The organism is Pseudothioclava alba (assembly GCF_033100795.1).
GTDB lineage: Bacteria > Pseudomonadota > Alphaproteobacteria > Rhodobacterales > Rhodobacteraceae > Pseudothioclava.
Genome location: NZ_JAWLVI010000001.1, coordinates 903,451 through 928,051, shown reverse-complemented (window position 1 = coordinate 928,051; position 24,601 = coordinate 903,451). Strand labels below are relative to the sequence as shown.

Genomic DNA, 24,601 nt, shown 5'->3' with positions numbered 1-24,601 from the left:
TTTGGTTAAAGAATATCCAGAACGGTCTCTGGCGGGCGGCCAAGGCGTGCGGCGGTTTCCGTTATCACAAGGGGCCGCTCGATCAGGCGCGGGTTAGCGGTGAGCGCGTCGAGAATTTCCTCCTCGTCCGCCTCTTTTGTCAGCGCCTCGGGGCGGTCTTTCTCGCCCCAGCGAACCAGCGTTGCGGCTGGCGCGCCAAGCTTTGCCAAAGCTGCCCGCAACTCTGCGCGGCTGGGGGCTGCATCCAGATAAAACCGCACCTGCGGATCAAACCCGCGTTCGTGCAAAAGCGCCAGCGTTGCGCGCGATTTCGAACAGCGCGGGTTATGCCAGATCGTCAAAGCCATTTGTCACGCCCCGTGCCGACGGCATCGTGCACCGAGGCGAACCCGTCGCGCTCCAGCAGCCGGTCAAGCCCGCGTGCGATCTCGGCGCCCAGAGACAGGCCTTGATAGACCATCGCGGTATAAAACTGCACGGCGGTCGCACCTGCGCGGATTTTCTCGTAGGCGTCGGCGGCGCAGGAAATCCCGCCCACGCCGATCAGCGGCAGCTTGCCCTCGGTCAGGTGCGACAGTTGCGCCAGAACGCGGGTCGATTTTTCGAACAGGGGCGCGCCCGATAGCCCGCCTTTTTCCTCGCGATGCGCCGATCCCAGCCCTTCGCGCGAAAGCGTGGTGTTGGTCGCAATCACCCCGTCGATGCCCGAGCTCAGCGCGACCTCGGCGATCTCGGCTAGCTCTTCAGCGGTCAGATCGGGGGCGATTTTCAGGAATACGGGGATCGGGCGGGCCAGCCCCGCGCGGGTCTCGATCACGCCCGCCAAGAGCGCTTCAAGCGCCGCGCGGCCTTGCAGGTCACGCAGCTTTTCGGTGTTGGGCGAGGACACGTTGACGGTCGCGAAATCGACATGCGGGCCAGCGTGGGCCAGCACACGGGCGAAATCGGCGGCGCGGTCATCGCTGTCCTTGTTGGCGCCAAGGTTCAGGCCGACCGGAATCCCCGAAGGTCGCGCTGCCAGACGCTCGGTGATCGGCTCCATCCCTTGATTGTTAAAGCCAAAGCGGTTGATCGCGGCGCGGTCCTCGGGCAGGCGGAACAGGCGCGGCTTGGGGTTGCCGGGCTGCGGGCGCGGCGTTGCGGCACCCACCTCGATAAAGCCAAAGCCCGCGCGCATAAGCTGCGGCACCACTTCGGCGTTCTTGTCGAACCCAGCCGCCAATCCGACCGGATTGGGCAACTCCAGTCCCGCCAGCCGCGTGCGCAGGCGGTCCGAATAAATCGGACCGGGGGCAGGCAGAAGACCGGTCTTCAGCGCCTTGATCGCCAGCGTATGCGCGGCTTCCGCGTCGATGCGATGGGTGACGGCAAGGCCCGCGCGTTCAAGCAGGTTCACGACAAATCCTCCGGGAAAATGTGGCCATTCGGGCCAAGGGGCAGGGGGCGATCCCACAGCACATCGGCCAGATCGAGGGGGCGGTAAAGATGCGGGAAAAGCGCACCGCCGCGCGACACCTCCCATTTGAGATCGGGGCCAAGCGCCTCGGCGTCCAGAGCCAGAAGGACCAGCCCCTCTTCGCCTGCGAAATGTTTGGCGGCGGTCTCCGTGGCCTGTGTCGCGGTCGAGAAATGGACGAACCCGTCGGCCAGATCGACCGGCGCGCCAGCGGTCTGGCCCGCTTGGCGGAATGCATCCCATTCGGGGCGGCGGAATATCTTGTAAATCAGCATGGCCGAGAAATGGCGCAAGCCCGCGAAATGGTCAATCCCGCGCGAAGATTACGCGGTTCCGTCGCGTCATCTGCCTGTCATGCGCATTTGCTAGCTGATCGCGCAATTCTGTTTTTGACAGAATGGTCAAATTCGCCCCAGAGTGGTGCGATAAAAACCTAAGGGGGTTCCTATGACTGCTCGTTTTCTTGCCTCGGCTGCCGTGCTGGCATTGAGCGCTGGCGTCGCTCAGGCCGACTATACGCTGCACATCCTGCACACCAACGATCTGCACAGCCGGATCGAGCCGATCAACAAATACGATTCCACCTGCTCGGCCGAAGACGATGCCGAGGGGAAGTGCTTTGGGGGTATCGCGCGGGTTGCAACCAAAGTGACCGAGCTGCGCGACCAGATCCGCGCCGAGGGTGGCAATGTGATCGTGCTGGATGCGGGCGACCAGTTTCAGGGCTCGCTGTTTTATACCACCTATAAAGGCGCTGACACGGCAGAGTTCATGACCGCGATCGGCTATGACGCGATGGCGGTCGGCAACCATGAATTCGACGATGGCCCCGAGGGGCTGGCCGCGTTTCTGGACAAGATCAGCTTTCCGATGGTGTCGGGCAACCTTGATCTGTCGCAGTCGAACCTGCTGAACGGGAAGGTCTCGAACACGGTGGTTCTGGAGGTCGGCGGCGAGAAGGTCGGCATCGTTTCGGCGCTGGCGACCGATACGGTCGAAACCTCGTCGCCCGGACCGGCGGTTCTGTTCCAGGATGAGGCCGATGCGCTGGCCGCCGATGTGGCGGACCTAGAGGCCGCTGGCGTGACCAAGATCGTCGCGCTGACCCATGTGGGCGTGGTGAAAGACCTTGATCTGGCGGCCTCGGTCAAGGGGATTGATGCGGTCGTCGGTGGGCACTCGCATACGAAATTCTCGAACACCGAAGAGGGCGCGATGGCCTATCCGACGCTGTCTGGCGGTGTGCCGGTGGTCTCGGCCTATGCCTATTCGAAATATCTGGGCCATCTGGTTCTGACCTTTGATGACGCGGGCGCTTTGAAAGAGGCATCGGGCGATACGATTTTGCTGGATGCGTCGGTTGCACCCGATGCGGCGATGGCTGCGCGGATCAAGGAACTGGCAGGCCCGCTTGATGAAATCCGCGCCAAGGTGGTGGCGGAAACCTCTGCCGAGATCGACGGCACTCGCGACAATTGTCGCGCGCGCGAATGTGCGATGGGCAACCTGGTGGCCGAGGCGATGCTGGATCGCGCCAAAGGGCAGGGTGTGACGATCGCCATCCAGAACGGCGGCGGGCTGCGGGCCTCGATCGGGGCGGGCAAGGTGACGATGGGCGATGTGCTGACGGTGCTGCCGTTCCAGAACACGCTTTCCACCTTTGAGGCCAAAGGCGCGACCATCGTTGCGGCGCTCGAGAACGGGGCCAGCCAGCTTGAGGAAGGCGCAGGTCGCTTTACGCAAGTTGCAGGGCTGAAATACACGCTTGATAGCGCCGCCCCCGCGGGCAGCCGGATTTCCGACGTTCTGGTGAAAACCGGCGATGGCTGGGGCGCGATTGATCCCGAAGCCGTCTATGGCGTGGTGACGAACAACTATGTGCGTCAAGGCGGCGACGGCTATAAGATGTTCGATGCCGAGGGCATGAACGCCTATGACTACGGCCCCGATCTGGCCGATGTCACGGCCGAGTATCTGGCCAAAGTCGGCCCTTACACGCCCGCGCTGGATGGTCGCATTACGGTGAAATAATCACCGACGGTTGCGTGCCGAGTAAATTGTTGGGGTAGGGAAGAGGGGGCTTTGGCCCCCTCTTTTCATAGGGTTAGCGCAGGAAATTCTCGAAAGCCGCCAGCGAGCGGTCCGAGACATGATGTTCGATCCCCTCGGCGTCTTGCTCTGCCACCTCTTCGGGCACACCCACCGCCATCAACAGCGCTACAACCGTGCGGTGACGCGCGCGCACCTTATCGGCCAGCGCAGCCCCCGCATCGGTCAGGAACACCCCACGATAGGGGCGCGATGTCGCCAGCCCTTCGCGCTTGAGCCGCGAGATCGCCTTGGTCGCGGTCGGCTGCGCAACCCCCATCCGTGCCGCGATGTCCGCGACCCGCGCTTCGCCCAGTTCCGCGATCAGGTCGCCGATCATCTCGACGTAATCCTCCAGCAAAGCCTTGGATTGCACCTCGCGCGCATGGGTAAAACGGTCGGCCATTTCGGCCAGAGAGGGGCTGTCCTGCGTCATGTGCGGGCCTTTATTGTTGTCATTGGAAGGTTTTATAGCCTTGGCTCAATTTCATTTCTACCCCGCCGATTGTTATGAAGCCTTATCGTTTTATATTTTCCTGTTGCAAGAAATATAGCACAGGCTATATAGCTGAGCGCAGGGAAACAAAGGGGAATATTATGAGCTACCTGACAGAGCAAACGCGAAGCGGAATGAGCGCGGTTCTGGCGGGCGAACGGGGTGGGTGGCGCAGTCGGTTGTTGTTTGCAGGCCCTGCGATTATTGCCTCTGTCGCCTATATGGACCCGGGCAACTATGCCACGAACATTCAGGCGGGCGCGGGCTATGGCTATACATTGCTGTGGGTTGTCCTGCTGGCCAACCTGATTGCGATGCTGTTTCAGGCGCTGTCCGCGCGGCTTGGGATTGTGACTGGCAAGAACCTGGCCGAGCTGTCGCGCGACAATTTTCCCAAGCCCGTCGTCTGGATCATGTGGGGCGTGAGCGAAATCGCCGCGATGGCCACCGATCTGGCCGAGTTTCTGGGCGGCGCCATCGGCCTTGCGCTTTTGTTCGACCTGCCCTTGATCGTGGGGATGGGCATCACTGCGATCGTCACCTATGCGATCTTGCTGTTCGAGCGGCGGGGCTTTCGCCCGATGGAGCTGGTGATCGGGGCGCTCGTCGCGATTATCGGGCTGTGCTATCTGGCCGAGATCCTGATTGCGCCGGTGGATTGGACTGCCGCCGGTCTGGGCATGGTCAGCCCCGCGCTGCCCGATAGTGCCGCGCTGACGATTGCGGTGGGGATCATTGGCGCGACCGTCATGCCGCACGCGATCTATCTGCATTCGGGGCTGACGCAGGGCCGCGCGGTGGTGCGCGACAATGCCGAACGGCGCAGACTGTTGCGGTTTTCGAATACCGAGGTCGTGCTGGCACTCGCCGTCGCGGGGATGGTCAATATGGCGATGGTGATGATGGCGGCGAGCGCCTTCCATCAGGGCTATTCCGAGGTGGCCGAGATCGAGACCGCCTATCACACCTTGACCCCTTTGCTGGGGGCAGCGGCGGCGGCGATCTTCCTGACCTCGCTGATTGCGTCCGGGGTCTCCAGCTCGGTTGTCGGCACGATGGCGGGGCAGATGATCATGCAAGGCTTCTTGCATATCCGCGTGCCGATCTGGCTGCGGCGTCTGGTGACGATGGTGCCGGCCTTTGTTGTCGTCGGCATGGGGGTGAATGCGACGCAGGCGCTGGTCGTGTCGCAGGTGATCTTGTCGATCGCGCTGCCGGTGCCGATGATCGCGCTGATTATCTTTGTGACGCGGCGCGACATCATGGGCGAGTTCACCGTAAACCCGCTGGTGCGCATTCTGGCAGCGATTGGTGCAATTGCCGTGCTGAGCCTGAACTTCGTGCTGCTGGCCGATGCTTTCGGCGTGCCGATCCCGTTCCTGGCGGGCTGATCGGCAACAAAAAAAACGGCGCAGAAACCTGCGCCGTTTTCGTTTGGTCTAAGCGGCCTCAGACGCCGCGAGCCAGCGCCGCAACGCCCGTGCGCGCAACATCGGCCAGACCAAGCGGGCGCATCAGCTCGGCAAATGCGTCGATCTTTTCCGAGGTTCCGGTCATCTCGAAGACAAAGCTTTCGAGCGTCGAATCCACCACATTGGCGCGGAAAATCTCGGCCAGACGCAGGGCTTCGATGCGTTTTTCGCCGGTGCCGACAACCTTGAACAGTGCCAGTTCGCGTTCGACCGGAGTGCTTTCGATGGTCAGGTCGATGACCTCATGCACGGGCACGATGCGGCCAAGCTGTGCCTTGATCTGGTCAATCACCGCCATCGTGCCGCGCGTTACGATGGTGATGCGCGAGCGGTGGCCCTTGTGGTCGATCTCGGCCACGGTCAGGCTGTCGATGTTATAGCCGCGGCCCGAGAAAAGGCCGATCACACGGGCCAGAACGCCCGCCTCGTTATCGACGACCACGGCCAGCGTGTGCGAGCTTTCGACCTCGGAATGGGAATCGCGCAGGTCGTAGGCCGAGTGGCTCGTCGAGCCTTGTTTGATGTTCAGAGCGGCCATTGCCTCTCTCCTTTTATGCTTATGTCATCTTAGTCAAAGAGGGGGTTCCCAACTTCACTGAAGAACCATTTTCTAAGCCAAAAATTTGAACCCTCTTGGCATTCGAACGATGTTAAGTCTGGTTGAAGCCGACCCAGATGCGCCTGGAACTGAGAGAAGCTTGGAGCGATCCCACCCGTCGTGGGGTTCTCTTCCAACCATCTCCGTGCATGGAATCTAACTTGGGTTTCAGCGTCTCTTTTGTTCATTTTACACCAGCGTCGCACCTTCCTTGAAGGCTTCGGCGTCAGCAGCGAGCAGCATCTCGTTATGCGGTTTGCCCGACGGGATCATCGGGAAGCAGTTCTCGTGCTTCTCGACAAGGCAATCGAAGAGCACCGGGCCGTCATGGGCCAGCATCTCGCGGATCGCGTCGTCCAGATCGGCGGGGTCTTCGCAGCGGATACCCTTCCAGCCAAACGCCTCGGCCAGCTTGACGAAATCGGGCAGGCTTTCGGACCACGAATGCGAATAGCGCTCGCCGTGCAGAAGCTCCTGCCACTGGCGCACCATGCCAAGGCGTTCGTTGTTCAGGATGAACTGTTTGACCGGCACCCCGAACTGCGTGCAGGTGCCCAATTCTTGCATGTTCATCAGCCACGAGGCCTCGCCCGCGACGTTGATCACAAGGCTCTCGGGGTGGGCCATCTGCACGCCGATCGAGGCGGGGAAGCCATAGCCCATCGTGCCCAAACCACCCGATGTCATCCAGCGGTTCGGCGCCTCGAACCCAAGGAACTGCGCCGCCCACATCTGGTGCTGGCCGACCTCGGTCGTGATATAGCGATCCATGCCCTTGGTCAGCGCTTCAAGGCGCTGCATCGCATATTGCGGCTTGATGGTTTTCTGAGACGGGGTGAAATCAAGGCAATTGACCTTTTTCCACTCGCCGATCTGGCCCCACCATTTCTTGACCGCGCCCGCGTTGGTCTTGCGCCCGCGCGATTTCCAGACCTTCAGCACGTCTTCCAGAACATGGGCGATGTCGCCCACGACCGGCAGGTCGACGGTGATGATCTTGTTGATCGAGGAGGCGTCGATGTCGACGTGGATCTTGGTCGAGTTCGGCGAGAAATCGGGGATACGACCGGTGATCCGGTCATCGAAACGCGCGCCGAGGTTGATCATCAGGTCGCAGCCGTGCATCGCGAGGTTGGCCTCGTAAAGCCCGTGCATCCCCAGCATCCCCAGCCAGCCCTTGCCCGAGGCCGGATAGGCGCCCAGACCCATCAGCGTCGAGGTGATCGGGAAGCCGGTGCCATCCACCAGCTCGCGCAGCAATTGCGAAGCGGCAGGGCCGGAGTTGATCACGCCGCCGCCGGTGTAGAACACGGGGCGCTCGGCTTTTTCGATCAGGTCCACGATGGCGTTGATCTGTGCGATCGGCGCCTTGAGTTGCGGCTGGTAGTGGTCAACGCGGGCGGTCTTTGGCTCGGTATAGGTGCCGGTCGCGAATTGCACATCCTTCGGCAGGTCGATCAGCACAGGGCCGGGGCGGCCCGAGGTCGCCACATGGAACGCCTGATGCACGGTCTCGGCCAGCTTCTCGGTGTCTTTCACCAGCCAGTTATGCTTGGTGCAGGGGCGGGTGATGCCGATCGTGTCGGCCTCCTGAAAGCCGTCGGTGCCGATCATGAAGGTCGGAACCTGACCCGAGAACACAACCAGCGGGATCGAGTCGAGCAGCGCATCCGTGAGGCCCGTCACCGCGTTCGTCGCGCCCGGACCCGAGGTCACCAGCGCCACCCCCGGCTTGCCGGTCGAACGGGCATAACCTTCGGCCATGTGAATGGCGGCCTGTTCGTGGCGGACAAGGACGTGCTTGATGTCGTTTTGCTGGAAAATCTCGTCATAAATGGGAAGGACGGCCCCACCCGGATAACCGAAGATCGTATCGACCCCGTGGTCCTTGAGCGCCTGAATTACCATTTTTGCGCCGGTCATCTGCCGTGACATCTTTCTCTCCATCCGATCGGCCATTCCGGCCGCTTTGCCTTTCGCAACAAAAAGCCCCCGTCGATCTGGCGGGGGCGCATGGGAACCATCATGGTCAACCGTTATCGGCCCATGCGCTTGGTTCCTACTACTACAAGAATCGCATCCATTCCGGCTGCCCCTTTGCTGCGTTCGCTGGACATTATGGGCCTGCGCCCGAGGCGTCAACGTCTAATCGGTGCATTTTATGTCGCAGGTGGGATAAAAATCTTGCCGAAAGTTGCGCAAGGCATGGGTGGCGGTGAAATTTTGTGAAGCGGGCTTTGGCGGGGGCTGCACGCCTTGCAAAAACTGCGGGATTCCTTCGGGGAAACGTTCGGTTTTGCTTCCTTTCCAATGGGTTTGACCCTAGCCTCTGTGCACGCCATGTCGCGGTTGGTTAATCGAAGTTTGTCGATGAATTCGGCTCTTTGGTAAGAAATGTGAACCAAATTTTCCATTTTGCTTGACCTGAAAGCCCGCATTGGCCAAGGACATAAAGAATGCCCCGTTTCACGCGGGGTCAGGGATACATGGGGATGGGAGGAGAGTGATGGGTGGTTTGATAGCCCTGTCGCGCCTGATCGACCGCATTAACGAAACCATCGGGAAGAGCGTTTCTTGGCTCATTCTTGTCTCGGTTCTGGTTTCGGCTGCAAATGCGACGATCCGCAAGATTTTCAATACGTCGTCGAATGCGTGGCTGGAATTGCAGTGGTATCTGTTTGGTGCCGCTTTCCTGCTGGCCGCGGCTTATACGCTCAAGCAGAACGAACATATCCGTATCGACATCGTTTACGGAGCCTTCTCGCGCAGGGTGCAGCACTGGATCGACCTGATCGGTCACATCCTGTTCCTGATGCCTTTCGTCGTGCTGATGCTGTGGTTGCTCGGGCCTTATGCCTATAAAGCGATCCTTTCGGGCGAGGTGTCCACGAACGCGGGCGGGTTGATTATCTGGCCGGCGAAGACGTTGTTGCTGGCGGGGTTTGTTCTGCTGTTCGCGCAAGGGGTCTCCGAGATCATCAAGAAAATCGCCGTTATGCGCGGCCTGATGGAAGACCCGCATCCCGCGACCGGACATCACGGCCATGACATGATTGCCGACGAGGAGGCGCTCTGATGATCGAATTTATCGCTCAGAACATGGCGCCGATCATGTTCATGTCGCTGATCTTCTTCTTGCTGATCGGCTATCCGGTGGCCTTTGCGCTGGCGGCGAACGGGCTTTTGTTCTTCGTCATCGGCGTCGAGCTGGCGCCGCTGTCAGGCGGCGAGATTTTCCTCGACTGGCCCTTGCTGGGGTCTTTGCCCGAGCGCTTCTGGGGCGTCTTGTCGAACGACACGCTGCTGGCTATCCCATTCTTTACCTTCATGGGGATCGTGCTTGAGAAATCGGGCATGGCCGAAGACCTGCTCGACACGATCGGCCAGTTGTTCGGCCCCGTGCGCGGTGGTCTGGCCTATGCGGTGATTATCGTGGGCGCGCTTCTGGCGGCAACCACGGGTGTTGTTGCGGCTTCGGTGATCGCGATGGGGCTGATCTCGCTGCCGATCATGCTGCGCTATGGCTATGACCGGAGGATCGCCTCGGGTGTGATCGCGGCGTCGGGCACGCTCGCGCAGATCATCCCGCCGTCGCTGGTGCTGATCGTTCTGGCGGACCAGTTGGGTCGCTCGGTCGGTGACATGTATAAAGGCGCGCTGATCCCCGGCCTTGTGCTGACCGGTATCTACCTTGGCTATGTCATGCTGATGTCGATCATCAGCCCCAAGTCGATGCCCGCACTGCCGAAAGAGGCGCGCACGCTTGGCTCTGGTGTGACCTCGCTGTTCGTGGCGGTCGCAATCACGATCGGCATCTTCTATGGCGCGGAAAAATGGCTCGCAGCCAACCATAACCCGAAAGACGCCGGCATTCTGGCGGCGGCTCTGGCGGTGATGGTGGTCTATGCGGCCGCCGTTATGGACAAGTCGTTCAAGATCAACCTGATGAGCCGTCTGGCGCAGCAGGTGGTGATCGTGCTGATCCCGCCGCTGGCGCTGATCTTCCTTGTGCTCGGCACGATCTTCCTTGGCGTTGCCACGCCGACCGAAGGCGGTGCGATGGGTGCCGTGGGCGCGCTGTTCCTGTCCGGCGTGAAGGGACGTCTGAACTTTGGCGTGGTGCGTGATGCGCTGGCCGCGACGACGCGCCTGTCGGCTTTCGTGCTGTTCATCCTGATCGGTGCGCGGGTCTTCTCGCTGACCTTCTACGGCGTGAACGGGCACCTTTGGGTCGAGCATCTGCTGACCTCGTTGCCGGGTGGCGAAATGGGCTTCCTGCTGGTTGTTTCGGTGCTGGTGTTCTTCCTGGCCTTCTTCCTCGACTTCTTCGAGCTGGCCTTCATCATCGTGCCTCTGCTGGCGCCCGCAGCCGAAAAGCTGGGCATCGACCTGATCTGGTTCGGTGTCATTCTGGGTGTGAACATGCAGACCTCGTTCATGCACCCGCCGTTTGGCTTTGCGCTGTTCTTCCTGCGCTCGGTTGCACCGAAGGTGCCGTATCTCGACAAGGTCACTGGCAAGCTGACCGATCCGGTGAAGACCTCGCAGATCTATTGGGGCGCTGTGCCGTTCGTGTTCATCCAGATCATCATGATCGGTATCGTGATCGCGTTCCCCGGCATGGTGATGCACTACAAGGGTAAGGTTGTGGACCCGTCCACGGTCGAGCTGAAGCTGCCGGCGATGCCGGGGCTTGGCGGGCCGGGCGGTCTGGCGCTGCCGAACTTTGGGGGCGGAGCTGCCCCTGGCGGCGCGGCGCCTGCGCCAGGTGGGCTGCCCTTGCCGAACTTCGGCGCGGGCAACTAAGCCAGCCCGAACAGATAAAACCGGCGGCTCTCGGGTCGCCGGTTTTTTTATGCGCTTAGAAATATTTCGTGGAGTCGGGGATATTTGATGTATGGTATTCTTCTGTATGCATTATTTTAAACATAATAAAAACAAATAGATAAAGGTATTTGTTTGAAAAATGGCTTATTAGAACTAAGCCATAATTGAATTTTATTGCAATTGCCGAAGGCGCGCGATGCGGCGATTTCAGGGGTGTGACCTAACCCGAAAAGGATTGCCTCTATGGCCCAGCCGGATACCGCCCTGCTTGACGACGCCCTGTGCGCCGAGCGTGTCTCGTTTGACCGAATTCCCGTTGTCGATCTTGCTCCGCTTCTGGATGGCAGCGACCCGATGAAGGTCGCTAAAGAAATCCGTTGGGCCTTTACCAACGCCGGTTTCATGTATGTGAAAAACCACGGTGTCGCGCAGGATCTGGTCGACCGGACCTTCGCGCAATCGCGGGCATTTTTCGATCTGCCGCTTGAAGAAAAGATGAAGCTGCATGTCGGCAATTCTGGCACGACGCTGCGCGGTTATATCGAGGTGTTTGGCGAGAACACCGATCCGGGCAAGACCAAAGACCTGAAGGAATGCTTTGACCTTGGTCCCGAGGGGCCGGTCTCGGAGGTGCCGTTCTTCGGCCCGAACCAGTGGCCCGCCGATATGCCCGAGTTCCGCGAGGCGGTTTACGGCTACCACGAGGCGATGAAGGGGCTGTCGCTGAAACTCTTGCGCGCGGTGGCGCTGTCGCTTGATCTGGCGCCCGATTTCTTCGAGGCGAAGATGCGCAACCCGATCAGCATCCAGCGCCTGCTGCACTATCCGTCGCAAACTGGAAAGATCGACGAGGGCACCATCGGCATCGGTGCGCATACCGATTACGGTAACCTCACGATCCTTGCGCAAGACGATGTGGGTGGTCTGCAGGTGATGAACCGCGACGGCAAATGGATCGAAGGCACGCCGATCCCGGGCACGTTCGTCATCAACATCGGAGACCTGATCCAGAAGCTGACGAATGGCGTCTATCTGGCGAACCTGCACCGCGTGGTGAACAATTCGGGGCGCGAGCGGTATTCGATCCCGTTCTTCATTGATGCGGATTATGACGCGGTTTTCGCGCCTCTGGAAAGCTGTGTGACCGAGGCAAATCCGGCCCGCTACGAGCCTGTCACCTGCGGCGCGCACAAGTTCGGACGCTTTCAGGCCAGCTATCCGCATCTGCGTAAGACCGTCGCCTGACGGGCGTAAAAAAACCTGCCGACCATCGGGTCGGCAGGTTCATTATTAGGGCAATGCCCGATCCGGTTGGGATCAGAGCTTGCCGGTCGCCTGCTGGCTCATCATGAAGTAGTCGAAGTTGAACTCCGAGAGCTGCCACCAGCCGTAAGCGTCTTTGCGGAACGCCATCTGGCTGTCGTAGATCTTCTTGAAGGCCGGGTTCGAGGCGTTGATTTCGGCGTAAACTTCGTTCGCCGCGTTGAAGCAGCCCTGAAGCACTTCGGGCGTGAACGGACGCAGTTGCGCGCCATTGGCCAGAAGCGACTTGAGCGCCTGCGGGTTCTTGTAGTCATACGACGCCATCATGTCCGCGTTGGCTGCCTGACAGGCGGTTTCCAGAACCTGCTGGTAGGCTGCCGGAAGCTCCGAGTAGGCTTTCTTGTTGAACATGGCGTGGAGGCAAGCGCCGCCTTCCCACCAGCCCGGATAGTAATAGTAGGGCGCCACTTTGTAGAAGCCGAGCTTCTCGTCATCGTAGGGGCCAACCCACTCGGTCGCGTCGATGGTGCCTTTTTCCAGCGACGGGTAGATGTCGCCGCCAGCGATCTGCTGCGGAACACCGCCGACTTTCGACAGAACAGCGCCGCCGAAGCCACCGATACGCATTTTCAGGCCGTTGAGGTCGTCGAGCGTGTTGATTTCCTTGCGGAACCAGCCGCCCATCTGGGCGCCCGTGTTGCCGCACGGATAGGCGGTGATGCCGTAGCCGTCATAGAACTCGTTCATCAGGTCGTTGCCGCCGCCATAGTAGAACCATGCGTTTTGCATACGCATGTTCAGGCCGAAGGGCACTGCGGTCGCGAAAGCGAAGGTCGGATCTTTACCCCAGTAGTAGTAGGAAGCGGTGTGGCAGGCCTCGACGGTGCCGTTCGACACGGCGTCCATGGCTTGCAGGCCGGGGACAATCTCGCCGCCGGCAAACACCTGAATGTTGAACTTGCCATCGGTCATTTCGCGGACATAGTTGGCCATGGTTTCGGCCGCCCCGTAAATCGTATCGAGCGATTTCGGGAAGGACGAGGTCATGCGCCACGAGATGGACGGGGCATCTTGCGCAATAGCCGGGGCAGCAAGGCTGGCAGCGGCCGCAGCGGTGCCCCCGAGTGCACCCTTGCGGATAAACGTACGACGATCCATGAATTTCCTCCCAGTGGATATCATTGGGGCCCAAAGGGGCGGATGTCTCCGCTTTTTGAAAATGGGCCATGTGGTCACTTTAACTGTCCAGTTTCGCGAGTAAAGCATTTCTTTGTGTCATGCGGAGCGAAATATTCTGAATGGTTCAGTGACTTTGCGTGGCCTGTCGCTGTGTGCACAATTTCTGCGCAAGTGGCGCCAGGCTGCTCAGGGGCGCGTCACCGGAAGCTGGATACGCGCGACCTGTTCGGCGATCGGAGCGACCGACAGGGGGTGCGTCTCGGCGGTGTGCTCCTCCGGGTCGCCCATCGGCACCCATTGACCGCCCTTGAAAATCTCGAGCGCCGAGAAATTCGCTTTATACCCCATCTTCCGCGAACCGGGTACCCAATAGCCCAGATAGACATAAGGCAGCCCCGCACGACGTGCGATTTCGATGTGGTCCAGAATAAGATAGGTGCCGACCGAGGATTTCACGCGGTCGGGTTCGTAGAACGAGTAGACCATTGACAGCCCGTCATCGAGCACATCGGTCAGACAGACCGCGACCAAAGCGCGCACCGACCCAGGAGTCGCCTCGGTTTCGCGATATTCGACGACGCGGGTGCGGATCGGGGTTTCTTCGATCATCGCGGCGAATTCGAAGACATCCATATCGGCCATGCCGCCATCGGCGTGGCGGGTGTCCAGATAGCGGCGGAACAGCGCGAACTGTTCCTCGGTGGCCCAGGGGCTGGTCGCGGTGCGCTTGAGATCCTCGTTGCGCTTGGCGACGCGCTTTTGGTTGCGCGAGGGCACGAAATCGGCGACCCGAATGCGCGCGGACAGGCAAGCTGTGCAATCAGCGCAGGCGGGGCGATACAGCACATTCTGCGAGCGGCGAAAGCCCTGACGCGACAGCGTGTTGTTCAGCTTTTCGGCATCCTCGCCTTGCAGCGCGGTAAACAGTTTCCGCTCGGCTCTGCCATCCAGATAGGGGCAGGGCTGGGGCGCGGTCACATAGAACTGCGGAGCAAGCGGAAGAGAATGGCGCATTTACGGGTCTGGAATGTCTTTTGCTGTTTCCAAGGCAGAGGCTAGCAACTTCGCCCAGTGCCGCCAAGCCCTTCCTTCGCATAACAGCACCTCCCCGCCGGTTTGGCAGGGAGGGCAGGGAGAGGCCGCAGGGAAGGGACGGCCTTGGGGATCAGTAGGCGCCGGGTTTGGGGTCTTGCGCGGGTTCGTCGGGCGTTTCGCTTGCGGCTTTGGCGCGGTCATCCATGTATTGATCGAACTCGGCCTTGTCGCGGGCGTGGCGCAGGCGGGCAAGGAAGGCTTCGAAATCGGCCTGCTCGCGCTCAAGGCGGGCCAGCGTATCGGCTTTGTAGCTGTCGAACGCAGAGTTGCCAGTGCCGCGCATAACATGGGTGCGTAGACCGTAAGTGTCGTCAACGCGGGCAATATAGTTGCGCCGCTTGAAGCGACCGGTCATCAGGATGAAGGCCAGAATGACCAGCCCCAGCGGGCCGCCAAAGATAAAGCCTGCAACCATCAGCACGATCCACGACATCGGGCCGCGCTCGTCCATCCAGGAGAGGGCGCGTTTCACCGGCGCGGGTTTGCAGCAGGGGGTATTTTCGACATAGACAGACATTGGAACCTCCGAAAAACTGATGTGAACATCCTTCACATAACGAGAGATGGGGGCTGTTCCGTCGCGTTCAAGAGGTTATGTGAATGTTTTTTACATTTTTCAGCAGGGCGCCGCGATGAACCTATTCGACAAAGGCCGAAAGGGCGGCGCCGGTGATCCGATGCAGGTCTTTCGGGTTGATCGCGAAAATATGGCGCGGGGTTCCGGCGGCGGCCCAGACTGTGTCGAATTCCAGCAGGCGCGGGTCCAGATAGCTGCGTATTTCGCTCAGGTGGCCAATGGGGGCAACGCCACCGATAGCAAAGCCGGTCTCGGTGCGGATCAAGGCCGCGTCCGCCTTGCCCAGGGGTTGCCCCGCGACTGCGCTGGCCTTGTCGGCGCAAACGCGGTTTCCGCCTGCGGTGATGAACAAGACGATATGGCCGCTGTCCTCGCCGCGAAAGATGATCGACTTGGCGATCTGGTCGACATGACACCCAGCCGACTGGGCCGCCTCTTCGGCGGTGCGTGCCTGTCCGACCTCACGGATATCGGCCTCGACACCGGCGGCTTCAAGCGCGGCCTGCACGCGTTTCAGGGATTTGCTCATCTTCGCCTCGTCGTTTCTGGTGCGGCTATTTAGAATGGGGCGGGCGGCAAGTGCAAATCCCATTGACCCCCGCTTTGCCAAGGATAGTCTGCGGCCATGACATTCGCTTCGCGCCTCACCCGTTGTCCCCTTCCGTTTGACCCTGAACGCGGTTCTGATGCCGTTTCGGCCTTTGCCGACCAGCCGCCCGAAATACGCGCGCTGATCAAGGGGACAGGCGGGTGCAGCCCCTATCTGTCAGAGCTGTTGCGCAAAGAGGCGGACTGGGTGCGTATCCCCCTTGCTGGCAGCCCCGAAGAGGCGCTGGAGGCCGAACTGGCCCGCCTTCAGACCTTGTCGCTGGACGAATTACCTGCCGAGCTGCGCCGCGCCAAGCGTCGGATCGCGCTTTTGGCGGGGCTGGCCGATCTGGGCGGCGTCTGGCCGCTGGAACAGGTGACGCGCGCGCTGACGCTTTTGGGCGATACGGCGGTTGATCTGGCGCTCAAGCGCCTTGTTGCGGACGAGATTCGGCGCGGCAAGCTGCCCGGCGCAACGCCAGAAGATGCCGAGGTCGCGGGCGGTATGGTGGCGCTGGCGATGGGTAAGATGGGCGCGTTCGAGCTGAATTACTCCTCTGACATCGACCTGATTTGCCTGTTCGACGAGACCCGCTTTGACCCCGATGACCGGATGGAGGCGCGCATGGCCTTCGTGCGCGCGACCCGCAAGATGTCGTCGATGCTGTCCGATCTGACGGGCGAGGGCTATGTGTTCCGCACCGATCTGCGGCTGCGCCCCGATGCGCAGGTAACGCCGGTGTGCATGTCGATGGCCTCGGCCGAACTGTATTACGAGGCCGAGGGACGCACATGGGAACGCGCCGCCTATATCAAGGCGCGCCCCTGCGCGGGCGATATTCAGGCGGGCGAGCGGTTCTTGCAGACGCTTCATCCGTTTGTCTGGCGCAAACACCTTGATTTCGCGGCGATTCAGGACGCGCACGACATGCGCCTGAGGATCCGCGAGCATAAGGGTCTGCATGGCGAGATCACCTTGCCCGGCCACAATATGAAGCTGGGGCAGGGAGGCATCCGCGAGATCGAGTTCTTCACCCAGACACGTCAGTTGATCGCGGGCGGGCGCGACCCCGATCTGCGCGACCGGACCACCGTGGGCGGTCTGGCGAAGCTGGCGGTCAAGGGCTGGGTCGAGAAAGATGTCGCGCGCGAATTGACCGACCATTACCGCGAGCACCGCGACATCGAACACCGCATCCAGATGGTGAACGACGGGCAGACGCACGACCTGCCGAACTCCCCCGAAGGCATCGCGCGCATCGCGGCCATGATGGGCGAGGGTGACGCGGATAAATGGTGCGCGCGGCTGAAAGAGCGGCTCTTGCGCGTCGAAGACCTGACGGGCGCCTTTTTCGCGCCGGGCAAGCGCGAGGATCGCCCCGAGCTGTCCCCCACCGCCGAGACCATCGTTTCGGCGTGGTCGGGCTATCCGGCGATGCGGTCCGAGCGCGCGCGGACGATCTTTCACCGGCTTGAGCCCGAGATCCTGTCGCGGATGCAGCGGGCCTCGAATTTCGACGAGGCTTTGGGGCAGTTCGACGGATTCCTTAAGGGGCTGCCTGCGGGGGTGCAGCTGTTCTCGCTGTTCGAGGCGAACCCGCAACTGATTGATCTGATTGTCGATATTTGCGCGACCGCGCCTGCGCTGGCGGGGCACCTGTCGCGCAATGCCTCCGTGCTGGATGCGGTTTTGGGTGGCTCGTTCTTTGAGCCGTGGCCGGATCGTCCGACCCTGAACGACAACCTGCGCAGCGCGCTGGACGCCGCTGAAGATTACGAGAAGAAGCTCGCGACCGCGCGCAATTGGGCGAAGGAATGGAAGTTCCGCGTGGGCGTGCATCACCTGCGCGGCCTCGTTGATGCGATGGAGGCGGCGCAGCATTACGCCGATATTGCTGGCGCGGTTCTGGCGGGGCTATGGCCTGCTGTCGTGGCCGAATTTGCACGCAAGCATGGGCCTCAGCCGGGGCGCGGCGCGGTGGTTCTGGGCATGGGGAGCCTTGGCGCCGAGCGCCTGAATGCTTCGTCCGACCTGGACCTGATCGTGATCTACGATCCGCAAGGCGCCGAAAGCTCGGACGGCAAGCGCCCGCTGGCGACGCGGGCCTATTATGCGCGGCTGACCCAAGCGCTGATTACCGCGCTGACCGCGCAGATGCCCGAAGGGCGGCTCTACGAGGTGGACATGCGGCTTCGTCCCTCGGGGCGGCAAGGGCCGGTGGCGACCTCGCTCGAAAGCTTCCGCAGCTACCAGATGGACGAGGCCTGGACATGGGAGCATCTGGCCCTGACGCGGGCGCGCCCCGTCGCGGGCAATCCAGACCTTGCCGCCGATATCGAGGCCGTGCGCCTTGAGGTGCTGGCGGCCAAGGGGCAGGGCGCGAGCGTGCTGCCCGATCTGGCCGAGATGCGTGAGCGGATTTTCGCGGCCAAGGCGCCCGATGGCGCGTGGGAGGCGAAAATCGGGCCGGGGCGCTTGCAGGACATCGAGTTGCTGGCGCAAAGCTTTGCCCTTCGCGCCGCCGAGCCTGCGCGCCGCGTCGAGGCCCAGCTTCGCGTCGGGCCGCGTGCGGGATTGGTCGCAAAAAGTGATGCAGAGACGTTGGCTTCGGCTTATCGTTTCCTCTGGCGGTTACAGGCCGGAGGGAGGCTTTTGACCGACAAACCGTTGGATATGGATGCGATAGGCGAAGGCGGGAGGGTCTTCCTGATGCGCGAAGTGGACGCGGAAACACTCGATGCGCTGGCGGCACGTCTGGAACAAGTGACCTTGCAAGTCACCGCCATCGTGAATACGGCGCTGGAGGGCTTACATGGGACGTAAGATCATGGAACTGCGCGATGCCGATCCGAAGTGGCTCATCAGGGAGAGCTACCGGATCGAAGGGATTACCGAGGGCGAATGCCGCTCGATTTTTACCGATTGGGCGCTAAGCCTTCCGGTGGGGCTGGACCCGCTGGAGGCGATGCGTGTGGTGCTGGCCACCTATGAGGGACCGGCCGATCACCCGATGACCAGAATTCTGACCGAGGGGCTGACGCAGGTTCCCCAAGCGCCGCGCCGCCGTGGTGGACGCGCCGCGAAATTCGCGCCTTAAAGGAAAGCTGCGAGATCCGGCCTGTTGCCGTTTCTCGCGCGCGTGCAAAAAAAACGCCGCCCCCGAAGGTGCGGCGTTTGAGACCGTTGTGCGACTGTTAGCGCGGCAGGGCGGCGGCTTCGCGGGCAAGCGCCTCGATCCCTACCCAATCGCCAGCCTGAACCAGTTGATCGGGTGCAACCCAACTGCCGCCCGCGCAGGCGACGTTTTTCAGGCTCAGGTAGTCGTTGGCGTTCGACAGGCTGATGCCGCCGGTCGGGCAGAAGGTCACTTGCGGCAGCGGGCCACCAATCGCCTTGATTGCCGCAGCACCGCCCGAGGTCGCGGCGGGAAAGAACTTGAGCATGTCATAGCCCTTTTCCAGCAGAGCCATCACCTCTGAGGCGGTGACGGCACCGGGCAGCAGCGGCAGACCTTCGTCCTCGCAGGCCTTCACAAGCGTATCGGTCGCACCGGGCGACACACCGAATTTCGCGCCCGCGGCCTTGGCGGCCTTTACATCGGCAGGCGTAATCAGCGTGCCCGCGCCAACCACGCCGCCTTCGACATCGGCCATCGCGCGGATCGCATCCAGCGCGCAGGGCGTGCGCAGCGTCACTTCCAGCGCGGGCAGGCCACCTTTGACCAGCGCCTGCGCCAGCGGCACGGCATGGGCCAGATCTTTCACCACGATCACCGGAACGATGGGGGCGAGCGCGCAGATCTTGCGGGCGGCGGCGGATTGTTCGGCAGGTTTCATCGCATCTATCCTTGGTCTCGGGCGGCGTCAGACGACGACCGCGCCTCCGGTGGTAGCAGGGCCGACATTGCGGCGGAAGGCTTCGAACAGCTCGCGTCCGATGCCGTGGGCATTGCCCGACAGATCGGCGGTCACAGGCTGGCGGCTGGCAAAATCTGCCTCAAGGCATTCGATCGCACCGCTGACGGCATCAAGGCGCACAAGGTCGCCGTCTTTCAGCCGCGCAATCGGGCCAGCATCGGCAGCCTCGGGGCTGACGTGGATCGCGGCCGGCACCTTGCCCGACGCGCCCGACATCCGCCCATCCGTCACCAGCGCCATCTTCAGCCCGCGATCTTGCAGCACCGACAGGATCGGTGTGAGCGAGTGCAGCTCGGGCATACCGTTGGCTTTCGGGCCTTGGAAGCGCACAACGACGACGGTATCTTCGGTGAACTCGCCGCGCTGGAAGGCGGCTTTGACATCGACCTGATCGTGGAAGATGCGGGCTTTGGCCTCGATCACATGGCGCTCGGGCGCCACGGCGGAAACCTTGATAACCCCGCGCCCGAGATTGCCGTTAAGCTGCTTCAGCCCGCCGGTCAGGGCAAACGCCTCGCCGCAGGGGCGCAGGATCTTGTCGTTCTCGGTGGTCTCGGGGCCGTCGCGCCAGTCGAGCTTGCCGTCTTTCAGCATCGGCTCGCGGGTGTAATCGGCCAGACCGTTGCCCGAAACCGTGCGCGCCTCGGGGTTCAGAAGGCCCGCGCCCAGAAGCTCGCGGATCATGAATTGCAGCCCCCCTGCCGCGTGGAAGTGGTTCACATCGGCCAGACCGTTCGGATAGACCTTGGCCATCAGTGGCACGACCGAGGAAATATCGTCGAAATCCTCAAGGTCCAGCTGGACACCGGCGGCGCGCGCCATCGCGGGCAGGTGGAGAACAAGGTTGGTCGAGCCACCCGTCGCCATCAGCCCGACAAGCCCGTTCACAAAGGCGCGCTCGTCCAGCACCTCGCCCACGGGGCGGAAATCATTGCCAAGCGCGGTGATCGCGGCAGCGCGTTTGGCGCCCGCAACCGTCAGCGCCTCGCGCAGTGGCGTGTTCGGGTTCACAAAGCTCGCGCCCGGCAGGTGCAGCCCCATGAATTCCATCAACATCTGGTTGGTGTTGGCGGTGCCATAAAAGGTGCAGGTGCCCGGCCCGTGATAGGAGGCCATCTCGGCCTGCATCAGTTCCGAGCGGTCGGCCTCACCAATGGCAAAGCGTTGGCGCACCTTGGCTTTCTCGTCATTCGGCAGCCCCGAGGTCATCGGCCCCGCGGGCAGGAAGACCGCCGGAATATGGCCGAAACTCGCCGCCGCCATCACCAGACCGGGGACGATTTTGTCGCAAACCCCAAGGTAGATCGCCGCGTCAAAGGTGTTGTGGCTGAGCGCGACACCCGCCGCCATCGCGATCACATCGCGCGAAAACAGCGACAGCTCCATCCCGGCCTGACCCTGCGTGACCCCGTCGCACATCGCCGGAACGCCGCCCGCGACCTGTGCCGTCGCGCCAATCTCGCGCAGCGCATCCTTGATCTTTTGCGGATAGGTTTCATAAGGCTGATGCGCTGACAGCATGTCGTTATAGGCCGTTACGATCCCGATATTCGGGGCGCGCCCGCCGACCAGAGCCTCTTTGTCGCCGCCCATCGCGGCATAGGCATGGGCCTGATTGCCGCAGGTCAGATGCGCGCGCGCCGGACCCGCCGCCGCCGCCGCGTGAACGCGCGCCAGATAGTCCGAGCGGGTGCTCTCCGAGCGGGAGCGGATGCGCTCGGTGACACGGGCGATCGTGGCGTTCAGGGCGGGTTTGGGCATCGGGTGGCCTCGTCTTTAGAGCATCTTTGGCGCTCATATAAACTGTTAGCGCTAACGGATCAACTATACAAATTGCAGCCCGAAATATGACTGCTGACGCGAGGGAAGGCCAGATACCACCGGATTTCCCCTGAATTGCTTGGGTGTTAACCATTTTTCGCCACATTTTCGGGGCAGAATTTAACCGTTCGGAAAGACGTTCCTGAAGATTGGAGGCAGCCATGCCCGCCCTGAAACTAACGGTTTTGTCCCTTGTTGCGCTGACACTGGCAGCCTGTGTCGGCTCCGAGACCGCCTCGCGCGGGGAGATGGCGCCGACGCCGCGCCCTGCTGCGCATTCGACCAAAACGGCGACGATGCAGGTGGTGCCTTCGTGGTCGGTCGAGGGGGTTTCGGTATCGGTTCCGCAGACGCTCAAGGTGTCGGAGGCGAATCTCTTCAAACCGATGGCCGATATTGTCTGGCGTGGCGATCCGCGTGGCGACCGTTACCAGCAGGTCGGTGCAATCATGGAGGCTGCCACCCGCGCGGCCACCGCACCGATGAAGGACGGGCGCTCGGTCATCGTCGCGGTCGAATTGCACCGCTTCCACGCCCTGACCGAGAAAGCGCGCTACTCGGCCCCCTTTGGCGGGCAATATGAATTCGAGGCTGTGGTAACGCTGCGCGATCCGGCGACGGGTGATCTGATCGGTGAGCCGCGGATGGTTGCGCGCGATTTTCCGGCGGCGACGGGGGCGAAAGCCATCGAGGAAGAGGCCGCAGGTTACACCCAAAAGCAGGCCGTGACCGAGGTGTTCGCGCAGATGATCCGCGATGAGCTGACCCGCCCCATCGGACTCCCGGTTCTGGCCGAGGCTCTGCCGTCGGTTGGTGCGCTCTGAGGCTTTCGCAACCGCGCCAATCAGGATAGAGGGGGGCGAAAGCCCCCTTTTTCCGATGTGAGCGCCATGACCGATCCTTCCCTGACCCGCCCCGTTGTCCGTCTGCGCCCCAAGGCCGAGGCGCGCGCAATCCGCCACGGCTTCCCGTGGGTCTTTGCCGATGAACTGGTGGTGGACCGGCGCACCAAGGGGATGGAGCCGGGCACTATCGCCACGCTTGAGGATGCCGAGCGCCGCCCTCTGGCAACCGTGACGGTGAACCCGAACTCCAAGATTATCGCGCGGGTGATGGACCGCGACGCAGAGGCCGAGATTGACCGCGCGTGGCTGGTCGCGCGGCTGACCCATGCGCTGGCGTTGCGCGAGCGGCTTTTCGATCAGCCCTTCTATCGCCTGGTCCACGCCGAATCCGACGGGCTTCCGGGGGTGATTATCGACCGCTTCGGCGATGCGGCGGTGGTGCAGCCGAACGCGGCCTGGTCCGAGGCGATGATTGATGATCTGGCGGCGGCTCTGATCGCAGTGACGGGGGTGACGACTATCGTCAAGAACGGCTCGGGTCGCGCGCGTAGCCTTGAGGGGCTGACCGAAGAGACCGCGCTGATGCAAGGCGAACTGGACGCGCCGATCCCGGTTTCGATGAATGGCGCGACCTATATGGCCGATATTCTGGGCGGGCAGAAAACCGGTCTGTTCTATGACCAGCGCCCGAACCACGCCTTTGCGGCGCGTCTGGCCAAGGGCGCGCGGGTGCTGGATGTATTCAGCCATGTCGGCGGCTTTGCGCTGGCCTGTCTGGCGGGGGGCGCGCAAAGCGCGCTTGCGGTCGATGCCTCTGCGCCTGCCCTTGGTCTGGCCACCAAAGGCGCCGGGGCGATGGGCGCGGCGGACCGCTTTGCCACCCGTCAGGGTGACGCCTTCGCCACGCTTGAGGCCTTGGCTGCCGAGGGCGCGCAATTTGACGTGGTGATCTGCGATCCGCCCGCATTCGCGCCCGCCAAGCCCGCGCTTCAGGCGGGGCTGCGCGCCTATGAACGCGTTGCGCGTCTGGCGGCGCCGCTGGTGGCGCCGGGCGGGTTTCTGGGGCTGTGCTCGTGCTCGCACGCGGCGGATCTGACGCAGTTCCGCGCGGCCTCGTCACGCGGTATCGGCAAGGGTGGGCGGCGCGCGCAGCTCTTGCACACGGGCTATGCCGGCCCCGACCATCCGACGCTGCCGCAGCTTGCCGAGACCGGCTATCTGAAATCGCTGTTCTTCCGGCTGGACTGATGCGTCTGCTGCTGGATGCCTGCGTTCTTTACCCCACGGTGCTGCGCGAGATCCTGATCGGCGTGGCGCGCGAGGGGTTTTATACGCCCCTTTGGTCCGAGCGCATTTTGGAAGAATGGGCGCGCGCAGCCGCGCGGCTGTCGCCCGTGGATGAGGTCTATGCGCGCGGTGAAATCGCCGCGCTGAACGCCGAATTCCCGCAGGCTATGGTCGCGCGCCGCGAGGGGCTGGAGGCGCGCCTGCATCTGCCTGATGAGAACGACATCCATGTTCTGGCGGCCGCGATCACGGGCAATGCCGATGCGATTGTCACGATGAACGCGGTCGATTTTCCGCGCGGCGTTCTGGCCTCCGAGGGGCTGGAGAGGCGCGACCCGGACGGGCTTTTGTGGCAGTTCTGGTCGGAAAACCCTGCACCGATTGCCGCCGTGGTTGAACGTGTGCGAGCGCGCGCCGAAGAGCTGTCTGGCCAGCCGCAACCTCTGCGCCCGCTTCTGAAACGCGCGCGCTTGCCGCGGCTTGGCAAGGCGCTGGCCGGTTGACCGGCGCGTTCGCGCCCGCCATAGCTGGTGCCGGAGGCTCCCATGATCGGTTTTATCACCTGCACTGAACCCAAGCGCGCGGATCGCCTGTTGGCGGATCTGGCCGATATGCTTCTGGTCGAGGGGCTGCCGGTGGTCGGCATGGTTCTGGCCGACATCGAAGGGGTGTCGCCCTGTGACATGCATCTGCGGTTGTTGCCCGACGGCCCGGTCGTCGGCATCTCGCAAGATCTGGGCGCGGGCGCAGATGCCTGCACGCTGGATGCGGGCGCGCTGGAACAGGCTGTGGCGATGGTCGGCGCGCATCTGGCACAGGTGCCCGAAGGGGCGATCTTGATCCTGAATAAGTTCGGCAAGCAGGAAGCCGACGGGCGGGGGTGCCGCCAGCTTATCGCGCAGGGACTGGAGGCGGGGCTGCGTGTGATCCTGTCCGCGCCGCCCGAAACCCGCGCCATGTTCGATGTCTTTGCCGCCGATTTCGCGACCGAAATCCCCCCCGATCTGTCCGCGCTGGCGGCATTCGCGCGCGCAAAGGCTTGATCGCGCGCTTTCTTTTCGCTGACGCAAACCAATGCTAGACTTCTGTGA

Annotated in this window: 24 protein-coding genes; 12 read left to right on the top strand and 12 right to left on the bottom strand. The window is 62.3% G+C overall.

The features are described from left to right. Positions 1–5: 5 nt before the first annotated feature. The 3 genes from arsC to RYZ20_RS04470 are packed head-to-tail and all read right to left on the bottom strand — an operon-like array spanning position 6 to position 1,731. Positions 6–347 (bottom strand): arsenate reductase (glutaredoxin), encoded by a 342-nt coding sequence (gene arsC, locus RYZ20_RS04480; protein ID WP_317670758.1) that lies wholly within the window; start codon positions 345–347, stop codon positions 6–8. Continuing rightward, positions 338–1,396: a quinone-dependent dihydroorotate dehydrogenase gene (locus tag RYZ20_RS04475; protein ID WP_317670756.1), complete on the bottom strand. Its 1,059-nt coding sequence runs from the start codon at positions 1,394–1,396 to the stop codon at positions 338–340. Before RYZ20_RS04475 ends, arsC begins: the two co-directional genes overlap by 10 nt. After that, positions 1,393–1,731, bottom strand: coding sequence for a DUF952 domain-containing protein (locus RYZ20_RS04470; protein ID WP_317670754.1), 339 nt, complete (start codon positions 1,729–1,731; stop codon positions 1,393–1,395). The genes RYZ20_RS04475 and RYZ20_RS04470 overlap by 4 nt, the downstream gene beginning before the upstream one ends. A 172-nt stretch (positions 1,732–1,903) precedes the next feature. Here RYZ20_RS04470 and RYZ20_RS04465 point away from each other — a divergent pair, with 172 nt between their 5' ends. Continuing rightward, positions 1,904–3,487, top strand: a complete 1,584-nt coding sequence (locus tag RYZ20_RS04465; RefSeq protein ID WP_317670752.1) for a bifunctional metallophosphatase/5'-nucleotidase — start codon at positions 1,904–1,906, stop codon at positions 3,485–3,487. 73 nt (positions 3,488–3,560) lie between these two features. Here RYZ20_RS04465 and mntR read toward each other — a convergent pair whose 3' ends face one another. After that, a complete protein-coding gene (gene mntR, locus RYZ20_RS04460) occupies positions 3,561–3,980 on the bottom strand; it encodes a manganese-binding transcriptional regulator MntR (RefSeq protein WP_317670751.1) in 420 nt (139 codons plus the stop codon). Between the two features lie 161 nt (positions 3,981–4,141). On the opposite strand from mntR, the gene RYZ20_RS04455 reads away from it, so the two are divergent. Then, positions 4,142–5,431, top strand: a complete 1,290-nt coding sequence (locus RYZ20_RS04455; protein ID WP_317670750.1) for an Nramp family divalent metal transporter — start codon at positions 4,142–4,144, stop codon at positions 5,429–5,431. 58 nt (positions 5,432–5,489) lie between these two features. On the opposite strand, the gene ilvN is transcribed toward RYZ20_RS04455, so the two are convergent. Then, positions 5,490–6,050, bottom strand: coding sequence for an acetolactate synthase small subunit (ilvN, locus tag RYZ20_RS04450; RefSeq protein WP_317670749.1), 561 nt, complete (start codon positions 6,048–6,050; stop codon positions 5,490–5,492). 249 nt (positions 6,051–6,299) lie between these two features. Continuing rightward, positions 6,300–8,045 (bottom strand): acetolactate synthase 3 large subunit, encoded by a 1,746-nt coding sequence (locus RYZ20_RS04445; RefSeq protein ID WP_317670748.1) that lies wholly within the window; start codon positions 8,043–8,045, stop codon positions 6,300–6,302. Between the two features lie 78 nt (positions 8,046–8,123). Here RYZ20_RS04445 and RYZ20_RS04440 point away from each other — a divergent pair, with 78 nt between their 5' ends. The 4 genes from RYZ20_RS04440 to RYZ20_RS04425 all read left to right on the top strand — a co-directional run bounded on the left by RYZ20_RS04440 (position 8,124) and on the right by RYZ20_RS04425 (position 12,182). Beyond that, positions 8,124–8,339, top strand: a complete 216-nt coding sequence (locus RYZ20_RS04440) for a hypothetical protein (protein ID WP_317670747.1) — start codon at positions 8,124–8,126, stop codon at positions 8,337–8,339. 277 nt (positions 8,340–8,616) lie between these two features. Further along, the gene (locus tag RYZ20_RS04435; protein ID WP_317670746.1) at positions 8,617–9,186 is read left to right on the top strand and encodes a TRAP transporter small permease subunit; all 570 of its coding nucleotides are present in this window, start codon (positions 8,617–8,619) and stop codon (positions 9,184–9,186) included. Next, positions 9,186–10,916 (top strand): TRAP transporter large permease, encoded by a 1,731-nt coding sequence (locus tag RYZ20_RS04430; RefSeq protein ID WP_317670745.1) that lies wholly within the window; start codon positions 9,186–9,188, stop codon positions 10,914–10,916. Before RYZ20_RS04435 ends, RYZ20_RS04430 begins: the two co-directional genes overlap by 1 nt. 264 nt (positions 10,917–11,180) lie before the next feature. Continuing rightward, positions 11,181–12,182 (top strand): isopenicillin N synthase family dioxygenase, encoded by a 1,002-nt coding sequence (locus RYZ20_RS04425; RefSeq protein WP_317670744.1) that lies wholly within the window; start codon positions 11,181–11,183, stop codon positions 12,180–12,182. Positions 12,183–12,254: 72 nt separating this feature from the next. On the opposite strand, the gene RYZ20_RS04420 is transcribed toward RYZ20_RS04425, so the two are convergent. The 4 genes from RYZ20_RS04420 to RYZ20_RS04405 form a co-directional block, all read right to left on the bottom strand. After that, positions 12,255–13,358: a TRAP transporter substrate-binding protein gene (locus tag RYZ20_RS04420; protein ID WP_317670743.1), complete on the bottom strand. Its 1,104-nt coding sequence runs from the start codon at positions 13,356–13,358 to the stop codon at positions 12,255–12,257. A 207-nt stretch (positions 13,359–13,565) separates the two neighbouring features. Continuing rightward, the gene (locus RYZ20_RS04415) at positions 13,566–14,393 is read right to left on the bottom strand and encodes an arginyltransferase (protein ID WP_317670742.1); all 828 of its coding nucleotides are present in this window, start codon (positions 14,391–14,393) and stop codon (positions 13,566–13,568) included. Between the two features lie 151 nt (positions 14,394–14,544). Next, on the bottom strand, positions 14,545–14,991 hold the full coding sequence (locus tag RYZ20_RS04410) for a DUF2852 domain-containing protein (protein WP_317670740.1): 447 nt from the start codon (positions 14,989–14,991) through the stop codon (positions 14,545–14,547). A 121-nt stretch (positions 14,992–15,112) separates the two neighbouring features. Then, entirely contained in the window at positions 15,113–15,580 is a 468-nt protein-coding gene (locus RYZ20_RS04405; protein WP_317670738.1) for a YbaK/EbsC family protein, read from the bottom strand. Between the two features lie 96 nt (positions 15,581–15,676). Here RYZ20_RS04405 and RYZ20_RS04400 point away from each other — a divergent pair, with 96 nt between their 5' ends. Together RYZ20_RS04400 and RYZ20_RS04395 are read left to right on the top strand one after the other, a co-directional pair. Then, positions 15,677–18,463: a [protein-PII] uridylyltransferase family protein gene (locus RYZ20_RS04400; protein WP_317670736.1), complete on the top strand. Its 2,787-nt coding sequence runs from the start codon at positions 15,677–15,679 to the stop codon at positions 18,461–18,463. Between the two features lie 4 nt (positions 18,464–18,467). Then, positions 18,468–18,737, top strand: coding sequence for a hypothetical protein (locus RYZ20_RS04395; protein ID WP_317671342.1), 270 nt, complete (start codon positions 18,468–18,470; stop codon positions 18,735–18,737). Positions 18,738–18,834: 97 nt separating this feature from the next. On the opposite strand, the gene eda is transcribed toward RYZ20_RS04395, so the two are convergent. After that, positions 18,835–19,476: a bifunctional 4-hydroxy-2-oxoglutarate aldolase/2-dehydro-3-deoxy-phosphogluconate aldolase gene (gene eda / locus RYZ20_RS04390; protein ID WP_317670734.1), complete on the bottom strand. Its 642-nt coding sequence runs from the start codon at positions 19,474–19,476 to the stop codon at positions 18,835–18,837. A 27-nt stretch (positions 19,477–19,503) separates the two neighbouring features. Then, positions 19,504–21,318 carry a phosphogluconate dehydratase gene (gene edd / locus RYZ20_RS04385; RefSeq protein ID WP_317670731.1) on the bottom strand — a complete coding sequence of 605 codons (1,815 nt, stop codon included), beginning with the start codon at positions 21,316–21,318 and terminating at the stop codon, positions 19,504–19,506. Between the two features lie 221 nt (positions 21,319–21,539). On the opposite strand from edd, the gene RYZ20_RS04380 reads away from it, so the two are divergent. The 4 genes from RYZ20_RS04380 to RYZ20_RS04365 all read left to right on the top strand — a co-directional run bounded on the left by RYZ20_RS04380 (position 21,540) and on the right by RYZ20_RS04365 (position 24,553). Further along, a complete protein-coding gene (locus RYZ20_RS04380; RefSeq protein WP_317670729.1) occupies positions 21,540–22,202 on the top strand; it encodes a DUF6778 family protein in 663 nt (220 codons plus the stop codon). An 81-nt stretch (positions 22,203–22,283) separates the two neighbouring features. Further along, positions 22,284–23,471: an RSP_2647 family RNA methyltransferase gene (locus RYZ20_RS04375; protein WP_411572324.1), complete on the top strand. Its 1,188-nt coding sequence runs from the start codon at positions 22,284–22,286 to the stop codon at positions 23,469–23,471. Next, on the top strand, positions 23,471–24,013 hold the full coding sequence (locus RYZ20_RS04370) for an RSP_2648 family PIN domain-containing protein (protein WP_317670725.1): 543 nt from the start codon (positions 23,471–23,473) through the stop codon (positions 24,011–24,013). The genes RYZ20_RS04375 and RYZ20_RS04370 overlap by 1 nt, the downstream gene beginning before the upstream one ends. Before the next feature lie 42 nt (positions 24,014–24,055). Then, the gene (locus tag RYZ20_RS04365; protein WP_317670723.1) at positions 24,056–24,553 is read left to right on the top strand and encodes a DUF2478 domain-containing protein; all 498 of its coding nucleotides are present in this window, start codon (positions 24,056–24,058) and stop codon (positions 24,551–24,553) included. The last annotated feature ends 48 nt before the right edge of the window (positions 24,554–24,601 follow it).